Annotated in this window: 11 protein-coding genes and 1 pseudogene; 2 read left to right on the top strand and 10 right to left on the bottom strand. The window is 58.5% G+C overall.

What is annotated here, in order from left to right; all coding sequences use genetic code 11:
- Positions 1 to 19: 19 nt before the first annotated feature.
- Together FHT86_RS16955 and FHT86_RS16950 are read right to left on the bottom strand one after the other, a co-directional pair.
- The gene (locus FHT86_RS16955; protein WP_133707996.1) at positions 20 to 1,459 is read right to left on the bottom strand and encodes a hypothetical protein; all 1,440 of its coding nucleotides are present in this window, start codon (positions 1,457 to 1,459) and stop codon (positions 20 to 22) included.
- Positions 1,446 to 6,458 (bottom strand): AAA domain-containing protein, encoded by a 5,013-nt coding sequence (locus tag FHT86_RS16950; protein ID WP_133707995.1) that lies wholly within the window; start codon positions 6,456 to 6,458, stop codon positions 1,446 to 1,448. The genes FHT86_RS16955 and FHT86_RS16950 overlap by 14 nt, the downstream gene beginning before the upstream one ends.
- A 475-nt stretch (positions 6,459 to 6,933) precedes the next feature.
- Here FHT86_RS16950 and FHT86_RS16945 point away from each other — a divergent pair, with 475 nt between their 5' ends.
- Positions 6,934 to 9,183: a DUF262 domain-containing protein gene (locus FHT86_RS16945; RefSeq protein WP_133707994.1), complete on the top strand. Its 2,250-nt coding sequence runs from the start codon at positions 6,934 to 6,936 to the stop codon at positions 9,181 to 9,183.
- Positions 9,184 to 9,673: 490 nt separating this feature from the next.
- Here FHT86_RS16945 and FHT86_RS16940 read toward each other — a convergent pair whose 3' ends face one another.
- The 4 genes and pseudogenes from FHT86_RS16940 to FHT86_RS16925 all read right to left on the bottom strand — a co-directional run bounded on the left by FHT86_RS16940 (position 9,674) and on the right by FHT86_RS16925 (position 12,604).
- Positions 9,674 to 10,612, bottom strand: a complete 939-nt coding sequence (locus FHT86_RS16940) for a GlxA family transcriptional regulator (RefSeq protein ID WP_166656861.1) — start codon at positions 10,610 to 10,612, stop codon at positions 9,674 to 9,676.
- A 227-nt stretch (positions 10,613 to 10,839) separates the two neighbouring features.
- Positions 10,840 to 11,286, bottom strand: coding sequence for a nuclear transport factor 2 family protein (locus FHT86_RS16935; protein WP_133707993.1), 447 nt, complete (start codon positions 11,284 to 11,286; stop codon positions 10,840 to 10,842).
- Between the two features lie 310 nt (positions 11,287 to 11,596).
- A pseudogene (locus FHT86_RS38105) lies at positions 11,597 to 11,869 on the bottom strand (OsmC family protein); the annotation flags it as partial.
- Between the two features lie 147 nt (positions 11,870 to 12,016).
- Positions 12,017 to 12,604, bottom strand: coding sequence for an NADPH-dependent FMN reductase (locus tag FHT86_RS16925; RefSeq protein WP_133707991.1), 588 nt, complete (start codon positions 12,602 to 12,604; stop codon positions 12,017 to 12,019).
- Positions 12,605 to 12,767: 163 nt separating this feature from the next.
- Here FHT86_RS16925 and FHT86_RS16920 point away from each other — a divergent pair, with 163 nt between their 5' ends.
- Positions 12,768 to 13,163, top strand: coding sequence for a winged helix-turn-helix transcriptional regulator (locus FHT86_RS16920; protein ID WP_409527606.1), 396 nt, complete (start codon positions 12,768 to 12,770; stop codon positions 13,161 to 13,163).
- A 931-nt stretch (positions 13,164 to 14,094) separates the two neighbouring features.
- On the opposite strand, the gene FHT86_RS16915 is transcribed toward FHT86_RS16920, so the two are convergent.
- The 4 genes from FHT86_RS16915 to FHT86_RS16900 all read right to left on the bottom strand — a co-directional run bounded on the left by FHT86_RS16915 (position 14,095) and on the right by FHT86_RS16900 (position 16,231).
- On the bottom strand, positions 14,095 to 14,736 hold the full coding sequence (locus FHT86_RS16915) for a recombinase family protein (protein WP_133707989.1): 642 nt from the start codon (positions 14,734 to 14,736) through the stop codon (positions 14,095 to 14,097).
- 284 nt (positions 14,737 to 15,020) lie between these two features.
- Positions 15,021 to 15,272, bottom strand: coding sequence for a hypothetical protein (locus FHT86_RS16910; protein WP_246779569.1), 252 nt, complete (start codon positions 15,270 to 15,272; stop codon positions 15,021 to 15,023).
- 123 nt (positions 15,273 to 15,395) lie between these two features.
- A complete protein-coding gene (locus FHT86_RS16905) occupies positions 15,396 to 15,809 on the bottom strand; it encodes a Terminase small subunit (protein ID WP_246779568.1) in 414 nt (137 codons plus the stop codon).
- Between the two features lie 215 nt (positions 15,810 to 16,024).
- Positions 16,025 to 16,231 (bottom strand): hypothetical protein, encoded by a 207-nt coding sequence (locus tag FHT86_RS16900; protein WP_133707987.1) that lies wholly within the window; start codon positions 16,229 to 16,231, stop codon positions 16,025 to 16,027.
- Positions 16,232 to 16,332 lie beyond the last annotated feature (101 nt).

Raw genomic sequence — 16,332 nt, 5'->3', positions numbered from 1 at the left:
AGCGTCTCCCAATGTCACGCTAGGAGCCGCCGTCTTTTGTGGTATACGCCTCGAGGCGATCCATTACGTACTGGCTTCCCCGCTCCACCATAGCTAGATCGAATGAAGCCAGCCCCAGCGGTACGGGATTGCCGTTTGACGATCCCAGCGGCGCATGAACCACCGCCGCCAACATCACTCCCGGTACCAGTAGAATTTCTAGGGCCTTGGGGAAATGCTCGACATGGCTGGACAGAACCTCGTCGAATGCCTTCTGCGTGTAGGCGGGTGGCTTACCGGCGTAAAGGCAGGTCGCCTTCATCTCCGCACGATCGGCGCTGGGGAATGTCAGGCCAACCTTTTCCTGTATCAATGTCAGCAGGTCGCGTTGCTGCGTGGTCGCACCCCATCGCCGCGTTTGCGGCGCGACGGCAAATATATTCACCGGCGCTTCGGATGCCGCGCGCAGTCCGTAGTCGAGTACGGACTGGAGCCGTTCAATATTCTCGGGCAATAGTAGAGAGCCGACGATCGGGATGGTCTTGCGATCGCTCCGCGGCTCACCTGCGCGGCTAACGGATTCTCGCCAATACCGCCCCTCGGAAAGGCCGCTGCGCGTTGTGAAGTCCTTTAGGAATTCGGGCGCCAGATCAATGAGAGCCTGGTATGCGGACGCGGCATCCAACTGGTTTACCGAAGTCTGCATGTCTTTCACAAAAAGGGCGACGGCGCGCTCGATCTCCGGCCGATCGGCGATTTCATGATCCGGCCGCCAGATCGAGAGATCGATTTCCGCCGCGCTGGGATTCGATGCCTGCGCATAGGTCAGAACGCGTACGGGAATCTGGTAGCGTTCACCCGGTACGACAATAGGGTCGATCGAATAAATGTCACGTCTTTCGAGCTTTCCCCGGTCCGCTTGATCCGCGAGCTCGCGGAAAAACTGCCTGAACCTACTCGGCAGTCGCTCGGCGACCCGACCAGTTCTCGCCGGATCTTCTGACACCAGTTCCGGCAAAAATCTCTCCAGGGGCTCCAGCCAGCGCCGAGCCTGGGGCGCAATAGCCATCAAATCAAAACCAAAAGAGCGCCGCCGCGATTCCACCGTGTAAATCGTTGGCTCTTTTTCGCCTTCACGGAACAGACTGTCTCCGGATGTCGTTAGCCAGAGCTGACCGCCTTTTCGCTCCAGATAGCCAGGCCCGCATGCCTCTTCCAGCACGTAGGTCATTTCGGACGGGCTATAGCCGAAAAAGGAGGCTGCGTCGGCATCGCTGATTCCCGGTGTCGATTTGACCAGTCGCAATAAGAATTCAAGCGTCGGACTGACCTGCCCCAGAGAAGCAACCTTGTATTTCACTTCATAGCTGCGGCATGGCAGCAGCACGTCGAACACTTCAAGCCCGACGCGGCGGTCCTCTTCGGGCGGGACGAGCTCGTGTCCTTTCAATCGGTGCAGTGGACGGCTAAGCGTTCCCAAGTGCGCCTCCCTTTTTTGTGGCTGCCGGAGCGTGAGTACGGCGTTCCTGGTTATTTGCCGAAGCGTCGGCCACTTCCTCGATGGGGATAGCCAGCGCCGAGCCCTCTTCCATCCGGCGCGTAAAGCCGGACGAAAGGCGTCCCATCGGATTGGCGCTTAGCCAGCGATGGCGCGCACCGACAATCACGAGGCGATCCATCGCGCGGCTGGCGGCGACGTTGATCCGATTGGGGGTAGTGAGGAAGCCTTCTTTGATCATTTTGACCCCGGCTTCCGTCGGGCCCAGAGCGTTGTTGCGCACTAGAGAAAGTATGACGATGGGATTTTCCTTGCCTTGATAGCTGTCGACCGTCCCAATCTTCACATGCCGCTCCAGCAGCGAAGCGAGGGAGGACTGGCGCAGTTTACGCTCGATTAGATTACGCTGCGCCGCATACATGCAGATGACGCCGATGCCCACCGGGTGTTTTTGCTGGGTGAGGAGCCACTCCCGGAAGCTATCTTCAGAATGCCAACGTTCCAGCAGACGGATGATCGCTTCGGCTTCTGTGGGGTTTATCAGGCTACTCGCCTCCTTGCGTTCATACGCCGCGGAACCCAGGTTGTCCGTCTCGATCCAGGCCAGCGGCTGGCGCAGCTCCTGCGGCAAGCTATCGGGATCGATTTCGGGCTGGGAGCGGCCGGCGAGCAGGCTCAGATCGGGATAGAAAACTTCTGAAACGAGTTGCCCGATCGGGGGCAGCATGCGGTACTGGGTCTTGAGCCTCGCGCCTGCGGTGCGGCCATAGCCCGTCGAGAACACGCGTTCGAAATCACTGCGCTTTATCTCCTTCTTTGAGATGGCGGTGCGTTCGGATACCAGATTGACGACCTCCGGCTCATGGTGTGGCTGGAGCTGCGCCTGGTCGCCGACGAGTACGGCCCAGCGCGCAGCCTGCAACGGCACCAACAGCTCTCCCGATGTGCAGCGGGCGGCTTCGTCGATGATCACGAGGTCAAAAGCGGTCGCCGTGAGGCCGAGTGAGGATCTTCCGAGCCCGACGCATGTGCCCACAACGATCTGCCGTGTTCCTGCAAGAAACGTGTCGAAGCTGCGCTCTGCGCGAGAGACACTGCCCACAAAATCCCGCCCCAGTCCGGCGATCGACCTCAGGCGGTCGATCTTGTCTGCGCCGACCGCGTTTTGCCGGGCCGCGCGGCGGGAGATCGCGCCTGCCAAGTCGTCCAGGAAACCCATCCAGTCTTCCTCGAAGGCGCTGTCGGGCAACTGAGCCTCGATATCGAGCGATGACAGATGCTGCCGGACGGTTTCCGCCAAACCGTTGAGCCGCTGCGCTTGCGGCTCTGGCGCGTGGCAGACTTCGGCGATCCTCTCTATGACGGGTCGTATGGTTGTTTCTAACATGACCACGGACGAGATGACCTCGGGCGGAATCCCCAGGGTCTTACCGGCAATGGCCATCCGCTCGCCGAAGGTGGCGTTGAAGCGATCCTTGTACGACTGCTCCACCCGCGAGGTATGATAGGGGCGCAGCGGGGCGGAAACCTGCCCGTCATCCATGCCCACGCGCAGCAAGCTGGGCAGTTCTCCGGTCTTGCGGAAGAGGGCGAGCACGGCTTCTGCCGCTGTGTTGACTGCCTCGTGCGACTGGCTGGCCAGAAGTACGTTGCGGACGAGCCCGGTCGTAATCGCAAAATGAGCCAGGGCAGCGATAAACTTGGTTTTTCCGGTGCCGGGAGGGCCTTGCAGGAGCCCGACCGGGCGGGCACATATGATCTGGCGAAACGCAGTCTTCTGATCCTCGTTCAAGCCATACAGTGCCAGCATCTCGTCAGTCGCCCGCTGGCTGCTGACTTCTGGAACGGAGTTCGAGCGCGGGTCGAATACGGACAACAAACCGGCGGCTCGGCCGTTCCCGAGCAGGATGCGATCCACGGCGTCGGTACGGCGCTTGAGGCTGGTTCCCTCGAAGTGACTGAGGAACCGCAGGCGCTGGCCGGCTTCGACTAGACACGATCCGAAGGCGCTTCCGCCCTGGGCATCGATCACCGCCAGATCAGGGCGAGACCTGTTCAGATCGAGATCGCCGATCCGCCGCCAGTTTCCCCGCTTGTCCTGCTTTTGCACGCCAACGGTATCGTTTCGCGAAAATCCAAAATCACCGCTTTCGAGTTCCAGTACGACTTTGTGACGCCCGATGCTGCGATCGTAGACGCTGTCGAGCTGCGCGACGCCGTCGGTCGTGAGTTCATTCTCCACATCGATGAGGGCGCGCCACAGGGCCGGAACGTCGACGTCAGATGATGCGGGTATGGTGGCGGCTGCGATTTCTTCCGCGAGCGCATCTTCAGCCTCGTCCTCTTGTGGAATCAAGTCCTCGCTTTCCTGCGCCTCGGAAATCGCTGGTGAAACAGGGCCAGAAAGGTCCTGTTCGATACGCGCCTTTATGACGGGGTCGGCGAGCAGCGGGACAAGAGCCGAAAGATCCGTGACGTCTGATCGCGCCACGGTCAGCGCCGCGCTTATTTTGTGAAATTCTTGCTTCGCTACGCGCGATAGCAGCCATTGCTCCAGCTTTCGCCGCCGGGCCGCGGTTGCCTGCCCTTGGTTGTCGAGACGTATTTCAATTTCTTCAAAAGCGCCGCGAACGACAAGGCAAAGATAACCGTAATGCGGATGATGACGCATTCGCAGGAATAGATAGCCCTCATCCGGATCGATCGGCCCGGTCTGTTGGTTTGCAAGGGAGATCGAAATTAGTTGATCTCCTTGGGTCGCCTCCGGTTCATTTGCGGCGGCAAGACGCTGCACAGTTCGTGACAGGGCCTCCTGCAACGGAAGAAGCGTGGCCAGCACCGGCGGTTTTTCCCGGCAGTCGCGAATGGCCGATGCGATATCCGCGGCGACGGCGGGTTCGAGGTCCACGATTGTAAATATTTCCTCGACGATCTTGGTGAGGGCGAACCGGTCGCGTTCCAGGCGGGTTCCGGCTTCCGGAGCATATTCTGAGGTGGTCAGCTCGCCATCGATACGAGGAGAGAAGTCGAGTGCATCGATCAAGACCGGCTCACCGTCTGGCTTGATGATTATATTGGACGGCTTGAGATCCCCGTGGCCGAAACCATGATCGTGAAGGATTTCGACCACCGACAGCAGGCGATTGGAAATCGTCAACGCACTGTCGGCGTCGCTGATCACATCGGTAGGATGCCGTAACAACTCATCGAGGGACGTGCCTTCAACCCAGTCCTGAACGATGACCAGACTGTCTCCCAGCCAGTATACCTCTCGCACATACGCTATGCCGGGGAGCCGATCGGCCTTTAAATCCGCGGCCTTCCGCAGGAAGGTCAGGACTGTGCCGCCTTCTTTTTGAAGGTCGCCCCACGACGCCTGTTTCCACTGCTTCACCACGACGGGCTGGTCATTATCGCGGCTGCGCCACGCATCGAGACGATCGCTTTCAATGATCAGATCGCCTTCAGCGGGGAACGCGACGAACAACTGACGTTGAGAGCGGATTGACGTCCGAAACGAGTCGAGACCGGCTATCACCTCGCCGGGCGTCGGGCGCGACGCGGTGGCTTTGTTGAAAGCTTCGAGGGCGATCGCCGCGTCGGCAAAGCGCTGCTCTGGGCTGACTTCCAGGGCTTCCGAGAACCAGTCGTGCAGCAGCGTGTATTCGCTATTCTGGTCGACGGCGGGCTTCCATTCGGCCGGTTCCCCTGCAGGAAGCTCGCCGAACAGGAGCTTGTGAAGGGCAACGCCCAGCAAAAAGACGTCACGTCTTTTCGGCCCCATATCGACGCCGAGGACATCTTCAGGAACGGTCACGCTTGAGAGGAACTGGTACCGCGAGCGCCCCAGCGATTTTCCTTCAGGGAATCGCGCCGCCAGCAGATGGGACAGTCTCACCGATGTTGGCAATTCAAGCCAGATGCTGTGACCGCCCAGATCCAGATGCGAAGCGTTCTGCCGGTGCATGGCGGCGACGGCTGATACGACCTGGCGCGCCAACTCGATTTTCTCGCCTGGCAGCAGCGTCGTAGCGTCACTGATCGAAAACTCGTTAAGGCGCCGCATGCGGCGGCGGCGGTCATAAATTTCCCAGTAACTGACGCCGCGCTCCGGATCGTCGAGCCGCGGTGTCAGCAAAGTCCTCTCAAGATCCTGGTCGCGATCCCGCAGCCAATGATAGACCTGCTGTTCTCGGCCCGCTATCTCTAGCCGGCCTTCTTCCGTCTGGAAACGGCCGTCGCTGCATTTGGTGAAATCCCACAGCCGCAGAATTCCCTGATTGTTTTTGTTTCCTTCCTCGGCCGCTTCATATTCACGGTAAACATCGCTTGGATGGGTATAGCTGGCACTGTCTTCAGCAAGGTAACGCTGAAAACGGCGGCGGCCCGGCTTGAATGGCGAGTTGGGCCCGACATTGAAGAAGCGGCTGAGTTTGTCCTTCCAAAAACTGTCCGTGAGGGGTCTGCGTATGAAGGTGGTGAATGGCTCTCCGAAAGCTTCGTCCTGCTTTCGCGCGCTCGCCGCCAGCTTTATGAACTCGTCGACCGACAGAACTTTTGCCTTTTCAAGCCCGTCGAGATGAGCGTTCGTGGCTGATCCTGTGAGCAACACAAGACCGACGATCTGGGGAGTCGGCTCTCTTTTGGTTTCCGGCCGACTTTTAAGCAGGGTGCCGAGGGGATTCAAGACTTCGCGTGAGATGTCGCCGATCTTCTGGACAGGAGATGCCCCGTTGTCCTTTCCGTTCTGATACCAGCGCCCGTCTTTGTTCTCGATCCGGCCGTCCCAATCTTTGATGTCTATGAAAAAGATCCGGTGATCGGCTACAATGATGACGTCGATTTCGCGGGATTTTCCGAGCCCGAGTGTCAGGTCGAGATTTGTAAAAGCATACCAGTTCGGCGGAAGGGCTTTCTTGAGCCTCTCTAGACCTTTCACTTCTCTTGCATGTACGCCCCGGCCGCAGTTCGTGATCTGCATAAAGTATAGCCCCCCAAGAATCAGGGCAGTATAGACAGGCGCACCCTAGGATTGAAACAAATTTCGATCCGCATGGGGTGCACTGCGTCAGCACTTGCGCCATGACAACTCGGCATCGGAAAGTGGAATGCGCCTTCGTTGAGCCAGATCAGCAACTTGGGGGGCGAAAACATACAACCTAGTCGATCGACCGTGATGTCTGCTCTTGGAAGCAGGTTAGGGCGCAAGCTATGAGCGAAAGGGGGGCGCATAGCCGCTCGATAACAATCTTTGGAATTAAGATTAACATTGATGTGCCACCCACTGTGGAGGGGCTGCATACGCTCAGATCTCATTGTGTTCCGCTAATTTCAGTGCACAAAGTCGGCGCTTCTATTCACTCATCTTACGACGCTTGTTTTGACCAACAGAGATCCGGTAAGCGTGATAGCACGAACCAAGGCCTAATACCGGGGCAGAACCGGCAGGGGAAAATATGCCGCTTTTTACGACAACCAACTTTCCGATCAACGCGCTGATCGAGGATATCGACCTAGGCAAGATCGGGCTTCCGGAGCTGCAACGGCCATTCGTCTGGCCGAACGTCAACGTCCGCAACCTGTTCGATTCGCTCTATCGAGGTTATCCGGCCGGTTTCCTCCTGTTTTGGAAGACCGGCGCCGAGGGCGCTACATTGAGGGGGATCGGAGCCGGCTATGAGAAGGCCGTACCGGAAACGGCCATCGTTGATGGGCAACAGCGGCTGACCTCGCTTTATGCCGTCGTTAAGGGCACGGAGGTGCTGCGTGCCAACTTCAATAAGGAGCGTATCCGCATCGCCTTCAGCCCGCTCTCTGAAAAATTTGAGGTGACCGACGCGGCCATCGTCAAGGACAAGAGCTTCATCCCGGACATCTCGGAACTGTGGAAGTCCGAGACTGATTTGTTCAGCATCGCCAACGAGTATGTCGAGCAACTATCCACCGTCCGGGACCTGACGCTCGAACAAATCAGGCATGCTCAATCAGCAATCAGTAAGTTGCACAACCTGCTCAGCTATCAGTTCGTCGCCCTCACGCTGGCGTCCAGCGTCGATGCCGAAACGATCGCCGAGGTGTTCGTGCGCATCAATGGTGAAGGTAAGAAGCTGAACCAGGCCGATTTCATCATGACGCTGATGTCTGTGTTCTGGGACAAAGGAAGGACGGAGCTGGAGAAGTTCGCATGGGCAGCCACGCGGCCGTCCGATGGTCAGGCTTCATCCTACAACCACTTTATCAAGCCGGCCCCCGATCAGATGCTTCGGGCGACCATCGGACTAGGTCTTAAGCGTGCTCGGCTGGAAAATGTATACGCCGTCCTGCGCGGCCGCGATGCTGTGAGCGGAAAGGACGATCCGTCGAAGCGCGATGAGCAGTTCGCTCTCCTAGCAAAGGCGCAGGATCAGGCGCTCAACCTCGCCAACTGGCATCATTTCCTCAGTGGTCTCAAGCTCGCGGGCTATCGCAGCGAGAAGATGATCAGCTCACAGACCGCGATCATTTATAGTTATGTGCTTTATCTCATTGGCATCTGCGATTTCGCCATCGACAAGAGTGCCATGCGCCAGGCGGTGGCGGAGTTCTTCTTTATGGCGGCGCTGACCGGCCGCTATACTACATCTCCGGAGACGCGGTTTGAGTCCGACCTAGCGCAGATCCGCGGCATTAAGGCCGGCGAGGACTATCTCGGCCGGCTCCGCGAAATGGCGGGCACCGTGCTAACCAAAGACTATTGGGAAATCTCCCTGCCGAACGCACTTGCGACATCAGCAGCGCGAAGCCCGTCCCTGTTTGCATATCAGGCGGCCTTGATCAAGCTGGATGCGCTCGCGCTATATAGTCCCATCAAGATTGCCAGCCTCGTAGATCCAGCGGTAAGCGGTACGAAGTCGGCGCTGGAACAACATCACCTCTTCCCGCGCGGTTATCTTAAGACCCTCGACATGACCGAAACGGCACAGGTCAATCAGATCGCCAACTTTGCCCCAGTGGAATGGCCGGAGAATATAAAGATCGCGGCTAAGTCCCCCGCCGAGTATGTACCCCCGCTTGATGCCCAACTAGGCGGCAAGGAGCGCGAGATTATGTATTTCTGGCATGCGCTGCCGCATCTCTGGTGGGACCTCGACTACGAAACCTTCCTCAGGGAACGCCGCGTCAGAATGGCACGTGTCGTCCAGAGAGCGTGGGAAGAATTGACTTCTGGCGCCAAGAGTAAAGCGGCGCCACTAGCCCCAACGGTAGAGCAAATCATTCTCGGCCGGGAAACCGAGTCGGTCGAGTTCAAATCGACGCTACGTACGAATCTTCACACCGGACAAGTCGACGACAAGATGCAGCTATCGGTGCTGAAGACCATCGCGGGCTTCCTAAACAACAATGGTGGCACCTTGTTGATTGGTGTTGCCGATGATGGGGAAGTGCTCGGGTTAGATGCAGACAATTTTCCGAATGAAGACAAATACGGTCTGCATCTGGTGAACCTGATCGCCGATCGTATTGGGCAGATATTCCTTCCCTACGTGCACGCCCATTTCAAAGATCAGGATGATAAACGGGTTCTGGTAGTTCGCTGCGAACGAGGACCGAAGGCAGCGTTTGTCAAGGACGGTGCTCTCCAGCGCTTCTATGTTAGGGGCGGCAACGCCACCGCAGAACTCCAAGGGATCGCCATCACCGATTACGTCATGAAACGCTTCGATTAGCACGGCAAAAACGCACTCGGAAGCGGATGTGCGTGTAGCCTAGTACTCGAATGAAATGTCTGCTTACGCGAAGGCGCGGGATCCTTGATAGTGACGGGAATGGGGGCCCAAAGCCGCCTTCAGATATCGCTTACGCTATATCCGGTTAGGGCCCGACGGGCGACCCAAGACGATCCGACCACACACGACATCTCTCACAAACTCAGACTTAATCGCGCAGTTCGTGCAGGCGAAATGCGTTCGCTACGAGCCAAGGATTTTTCGCATTGGCATCAGGCGCTACTCTTGCAAGGAAAGGCCTGCTCATCGCCGCGTATCGAGCGGAGTCTGCGGCATGATCGTCGCCATCGGTGTCGACGTCCTCGATATTGTTCGGATCATGCCGCAGCATCGGTAGAGTGCGGATAATGGCGCGGCAGTTGATGCGAGTTCGCCCTGCACATTGCCGATGGTTTTCGTTTGCGTGATGTTGCCCGATCCGGAAGCCAAATCAAGTCCTCGACCTGGAATTCCGACGAACCGTTTGTGGTGGTTGTCCCATCGTCCGCAGAAAAGCACGACGCATACGCTCCCGATCGGCAAAGCCTGTTTCATTGGCGACTTCGTCCATTGAATGCCGACCCTGCTCCATCATCAATCGAGCGGATTCGACGCGGAGGTGCTCAACGGCTTTAGCGGGCGATTGTCTTGTCTCCGCGCGGAATGCCCTCGTGAATTGCCTTGGGCTGAGATGAGCTACATCAGCCAATTCTTCCACCGATAAAGTGCGCCTGAGGTTCTTTTTCGCATAGTCCAGTGCCTTCTGAATGCGGTCGGATTTCGGTTCCAGTTCCAGCAGGACTGAAAACTGCGACTGACCGCCTGCTCGCCGATGATAGACCACAAGATTCCTCGCTACCGAACGGGCAACGTCGATGCCGTGATCCTCTTCCACCATGGCGAGTGCCATGTCGATGCCAGCCGTCATGCCCGCCGACGTCCAGACGGTTCCGTCGACGATATAGATACTGTCCTCCTCCACCTTCAGGCGTCGATACTGGTCCTGAAGTTCGTGCGCAAAAGCCCAGTGTGTTGTCGCTCGGCATCCATCGAGCACTCCTGCCTGCGCCAGAACGAAGGTTCCAACACAGGTGGTTGCCAATCGCCGTGATGTCCGGGCCGCCCGTCGCGCGAAGTCAAGCAGCCCAGCCGATGCGGGCTCCGGCTGCATGCCTGCTCCGAAAATGACCGTGTCAAACGTCGCATCGCCGAAAGGTTCAGTTTCGACGCAAAAAACCGACGACGACGGTACTTTACCGCCGTGCTCCGACACTAGCCGAACATGATAGGCATCTTCCCCGAGAATCAGATTGGCGACTTCAAAGACGGTGATGGCCGTCGCGCCCATTAGCTGGAAACCAGGAAAGACAACAAATTCGATATGACGCAAGGTGGTCTCCATTTGAAGTCCTTGGAACGTTACAAATGACGCAAGAACATAATGCCGGCTTATAGATGGAGGACGGTTCGTTTCGGGCCGCCCGCTCTGCCGACATACCAGCGAACTCGCCACCCTCCCCCAGGGCCTGTCAGATCGTGAGCACCCGCTGTCGGCCTTCAACGAGGTAGCGCGGAGCTTCCGCCGCTTCCGCCAGCGGGTTGACACCTTTCTTGCACTCAGAAGGAATGCAATTCGTCGCCGGGTGGCCCAACGTCCGCCGCTCCGTTTGGAAGTTGCGCCTGCGCCATAGTCAGCGGATTGAAGGTCTCACGCAGTAATTTAATTTCCCCAGCCTCTGCCACCAGGTAGCCGGTGAACAGATGGTGCGCCGTCCGGCCCGTCGCAGCGGCGCGTCCGTGCGCGACGTACTCGGCGAAAGTCTTTTCCGGGGTCTCGATCAAGATGCGGGTATCCTCGGTGGCGAATGCGAAGTCCGGGTAGAGTTCAAGTAATTTATGCACGAGGGCGGCGATCTCGCGCCGACCATTGTAACGGGGTTCGACGCCGAGAGAACGCAAGAACGGCAGTTCGAATGTCCCGTCCTCAGCGAAAAGCGATGCAGCGCGTTCAGGATCCCGCACCGATGCGAGGTAGTCCAACAGCAAGGTTTTCGAGTTCTTCATTTTCAACTCCTTCAGATGGAATGGGCTCACCGGACGGTCCCGCGAGATGTGGTGTTGGTCGCGAGCAGAAGGGCATTCCGTGACCTGGTCTGCAGAATATGCCTCTTGCAGGAAGACCCAAAGGTCGTAAAAGCCACGATTCGCGACATGGGGTGGCTAACTTCATATGCGTTTGCGCAGTCGTGACCGCTGCAATGTGCTCCCCACAGAAGTCTTCCTTCTGGCGGCGACTGGCGGGCGGTCGGGCTAGTTCCTGATGCGCCCGTTCTCGAACGCAAGTTTAAAGCTGAACTCCGGCCCTCGGCGGTTGCCTCACCTTGAGGAAATATTCACCGCCGGCGCTACACAGGTCGACTTCTGCCGCACTGGATGCATCCGCGTGGAGGCTGGTCTTCATTCTGGCGGCAGCAACCCCCATTGCACCCATGAAACAGGCCGACCAGCCAGCGGCAAACATCTGCTCCGGGTTGGTGCCATTGCCGGGCGCGCCGGGGGACGAAGGCTTGATGTCCAAGCGGCCGTCGGAGCTGCGGGATGCGCCGTCACGGCCACCGGTAGTATGGGTCTTGCCGGTATAAAGCACCTTCTCGAGGTCGTGGTCATGGTTTCCTCCTGGTGAGCGACTATACGTCGCGCGATCGCTCGCTTCCGGCTTGGGTGGTTTTGCCGGAGCAGGGGACTTAGGGCCTTTGAAAGAGCGCGGCAGGAGCCCCTTCCGCGCCGTGGCTGGTCACAACGCACTTGTGCGAGCGGTCTTCAAGGCTGCGGTCCACCACAGCAGATCGTCGATCATCGGCCCGGCAGCGGGTACGTCCAGCTCCGCCAATCCAGCGTCGACGTCACCGCCCGTGTAGTGAGCCATCAGGGTGGTTACGGGAATGTGGACCGACGAGCGGATGGGGGTGAGTTGGAGCTCAACGATGTTTTCGCGGAGCTGCTGAACGGCGCGCGCGCCACCTGCGTTCCCCCAGCTCACAAAGCAAGCCGCTTTGCGATGCCACTCGGGATAAACCCAGTCGAGGGCGTTCTTGAGCACTGCAGGGGGGCCATAATTGTATTCGGGGGTGACGAAGACGAAACCGTCGGACTGCGCGATCGCCGCGGTCCATTTCTGAACGATCGGATGCGCGAAAGCCGGGCGGCCCGGCATGGCGGGCGTCAGCGGCTGATCAAAGAATGGCATTGGAAAGTCGCGCAGATCGAGAAGCCGTGCTTCGACGCCTTGGCGCTTCTTCAGGTGCTGGAAAATCCAGTTCGCCGGCTTTTCCGAAAATCGCCCTTCACGAGTGCTCCCAATGATAACCGAAATGACTGTCATGTTTCTATTCCTTTGCATCCTCAGAGAAAATCGCTCGAATGACCCAACCTCACCGAAGCATTCCTTCCGCTGCGGGGTCGGTCGCTTGATGCCCACCTAGGTATCAAACTGTCACCTGGACTAAATAGGATACCGTTGTTATGGTGCGCAAGAACGCACAGATCTGTTACCAGGGCACACCGAAATGACTGTTCAAATCCCCGATCACGCTTCCGAGGACTGCCGCACGCTTAGCTCCATATTGGCGATTGTCGGAGACAAATGGACCGTGCTGATCGTTGTCCTGCTCGGCGATGGACCGAAGCGCTTCAACGAGATCAAGCGTATGGTCGGAGGTATTTCACAGAGGATGCTGACCTTCACGCTGCGGGGACTAGAGCGAGACGGGCTCGTGACCCGAACGGTCTATCCGACGACGCCGCCGCGGGTGGAGTACGAGTTGACGGAACTCGGCGGCACTTTGTGGAAGGCCGTAGAACCGCTCAGCTCGTGGGCGCGCAATCATCTGGACGAGATCGTCGCGTCCCGCGATACGTTCGACGAGAAGTCCGACCTCTGACGAGGAATCGTCGAGCCATTCTCCACGGGCGAGATTTATAACTTCAGCCAGAGGGCAATGGCGCAATTGGCCGCGCTTTCCGGAGGGCTCAAGCACAAGGCTGCAAGCGGGGTCAACGTCTCGAGGCATTTGCTGGTAATCCCGGAACTTTCAAATTTTGCCCGGAATTGCTCTTTTATTTCAGCTGCGTAAGCCGCTTTTGGGTCTTTGCTATCTATGCCGGACAAGTGCATTGCGCGTGGGCCCCTGTTTTGGGGGTAGGGGTGGCCGTCCGGTGAAGCCGGGATGGGCGGCTACCCTCCCCTAGCCTTCCTTTGCGGTCGTCTAGGCGTCCTGCTTCCTGCTGAGCATGCGAGAAAGAGCAGTTCCACTCCGTGAAGCGCGTTCCCACGCTAGATGGATCGGCCGTCCACCCTTTCCCAAGGCGTGGGCGATCTGACCGGCGTTCTCGGCGGAGCGTGGGGAAGCTCTACCAAGTTTACACAACGCCAGGCGCATCCAATTGCACGCCATCCAGCGCTGCGGTGAACCGCCGGGCGAGTTGGATGGTAAGGGCAATATCCGCATACCGAGGGTGCCCACGGTAAGCTCAGCCAGCGCCAAGCCGCCGAAGAGGCCGGGCTATCAGAGCATCAACAATTGCAGGCGGTGCGCGTCGCCAAAGTGCCGCATGACCAGTTCAATGACCTGGTCCACGGCGACCAGCCGCCGACCGCATCGCCAACATCCCAAAGCGGTTGCGCGACGAACTGATCGACAGCGATGATCCGCCGACGCTCGGGCGACTGGCGGAGCTGGCTTGCTGCGACGTCAACTTGTTTCAAAATGCCCCGTACGTGGATTGCCGGGGACGCTTTTGCGACTACATACCCGCCCGCCGACGTAACGGGAGTGGGAGATGCCCTGTCCACGTCCATCTAGCGTTCACCGACTACTGCGCAGCCTCTGCTTTCAAGCCTTCCTTCAACCGTCTTGCCAGCTTCGCCAACGTTGCCCGCGAACATCCTGTTGCCTTGACGATCATGTTCCAGCTCTGGCCCTTGGCAAGCATCTGCATGATCGCGGTGTTGCGCTCCAGGTCTTCAGGGCGCCCCTTGTACAGCCCTTGGCCCCTGGCTTTTTCGATCCCCTGACGCTGCCGGCGACGGCGGTCCTCGTAATCCTTGCGAGCCAGTGCCGCCAGCATGTCGAGCATCATGGCGTTCACCGCATCCAGCATGCGCCGCTGGATGTCGTCGCCTTCCGAAATCGTCACCTGGTTCCAACTCGTCGGCAGATCCAGTGCCACGACCCTCACGCCGATCCGCTGAATTTCCGACTTCAGCCGCTCCCAATCGGCCGTGTTCAGGCGGCTCAAGCGGTCCACCTGTTCCACCAACAGCACATCGCCAGGATGGCAGTCGGAAAGCAGACGGAACAACTCAGGCCGCGCCAGGGATGCGCCGCTTTCGTTCTCGACATAGGTTGCCGCGATCTTCAGGCCGCGCTCATTTGCGAAGCGCACCAGGTCAGCCTTCGCACGGCTGGCGTCCTGTTCCCTCGTCGAGGCTCTCAGGTAGGCGCGAACAAGCATAAAACTCTCCAGCGGTTCACTTAACATAGTTCACATACTGTCAGTTCATTTTAAGTTGTCAACGACCATTAATGAACTAGACGGGAACCGCGCTACAACTGGTTCACTCCAGGCACACCCAAACTGAACTTAGGAAAATGCGGAGCGCCATTGGCGCAGAGAAGTGCGCACATTCCCGAGCATCTGGTGGATGCCAAAGAAAGGTGGACGACTGTCAGCGTAGGGTGCGTTTTCCCGCATTGATTAATTCCGTGCGGAATAGCGCAGGCCGGCAATCGTCTGCGCTATTCCGCAAGCGTGCCCGGTGCGACGCGGCGTATCATCGGGGCAATCGTCTCAACAAGCGCGATGGCGCGGTCGATGGAGAGTGGCACGGGCTTAATGGGGCAGACATGCTCGATGCGCCACGCGAGCTTTAGCGCCCGGACAGCGGAAACCCTGTCGCCACCTGTTTCCGCCAGCTCGGCCAGCATCCTGAGATCGGCAATAAGGCCATCGCGATTGGTTGCAGGGGTAGCGCTCTTATGGCGCGTCATTTCCAAGGCCTCCATGCGGCTATTAGCAAGCGCGTTGCGTCTCCGGCCCCGAAAATATCGGTGCAGGTGACCTTATCGGCATCGGCATCGAGCATGACGACATGCGCAGCAGTTGCGACGGTATCAATCAAGATCGATCACTCCCGTGGTTGGTATCGCTGTCGCTTCGTCGTCATCCGGCTCGAATGCGACGGTTGGCTTTGGCCGCGCGCAACCATTCAGCCGCTTCTCGGCGGTCCTCCGCTTGCCCGCTTCGGTCAAGGCGGGCCTCGGTCCCGGCCCGGCGCCGAACTGCGCCACCCACTCCTGCTCGGTCAGCTCAAGGACTTTGGTGGGCAGCAGCGCGGGCCTATGCAGGATCTCCAACTGCTTCGGAGCCTCGAGGCCGAGGAGTTTCGCCTGCTGCGCAATGGCGCTGACCATGGCGCCCGGTTGTTTGCATTGCCGTGCAAAAACAATGACGGCATCGAGGTCTTCGACCAGACTCTCGACTGTTTTTACTGTCCGTCTTGCCGCTTGCCCCTTCAGTTCACTCACCCGGGCAATCACCTTAGTGTTCCTTAGCAGCTTGCAGCCGTTGACCTCCGCGCCCGCTCCGGTGACGTGATAAACGCTGCCATACGCCGTCGAGGCCGGTTGTCCTCGACTGATGAGGCGTGCGAAAGCTTCGTGACGTTGGTTCGACAGCGGTGGCATGAGGCAAGGATACGCTATCGAAGCGAGCCCGCCAAATGGTGGATGTGTTGGCGACTTCACCTGACTGGCCGGTTGCTATTGGTCTCAAAGCTTTCAAGCTCTCTTGCATGTTCCTTTGCCCGTCTACCCGCCTCCCGAAGCGCTTCCGAGAACTGCGGGGCGCTTAGGCCGGGAAAAAGCTTTCGGGCCGCGTACAGCCATTCCCATGCGTTGCCATATTTGCCATAGGTCTCGATGATGTAGCTGATCAGACGTTCCTGCATGCTCTTTCCTCCTGCCGGATCATCGGCCCCGGCGTTGCCGATTTTGTAACTGCAACCTAAGAATGCCGTAGGGTGACGGATGGTGACGGGTTTTCTAACTA

Origin of the sequence: Rhizobium sp. BK313, assembly GCF_014193655.1 — a bacterium.
Classification (GTDB): domain Bacteria; phylum Pseudomonadota; class Alphaproteobacteria; order Rhizobiales; family Rhizobiaceae; genus Rhizobium.
The sequence above is the reverse complement of the archived record's forward strand: the minus strand, read 5'-3'. Positions and strand labels throughout refer to the sequence as shown.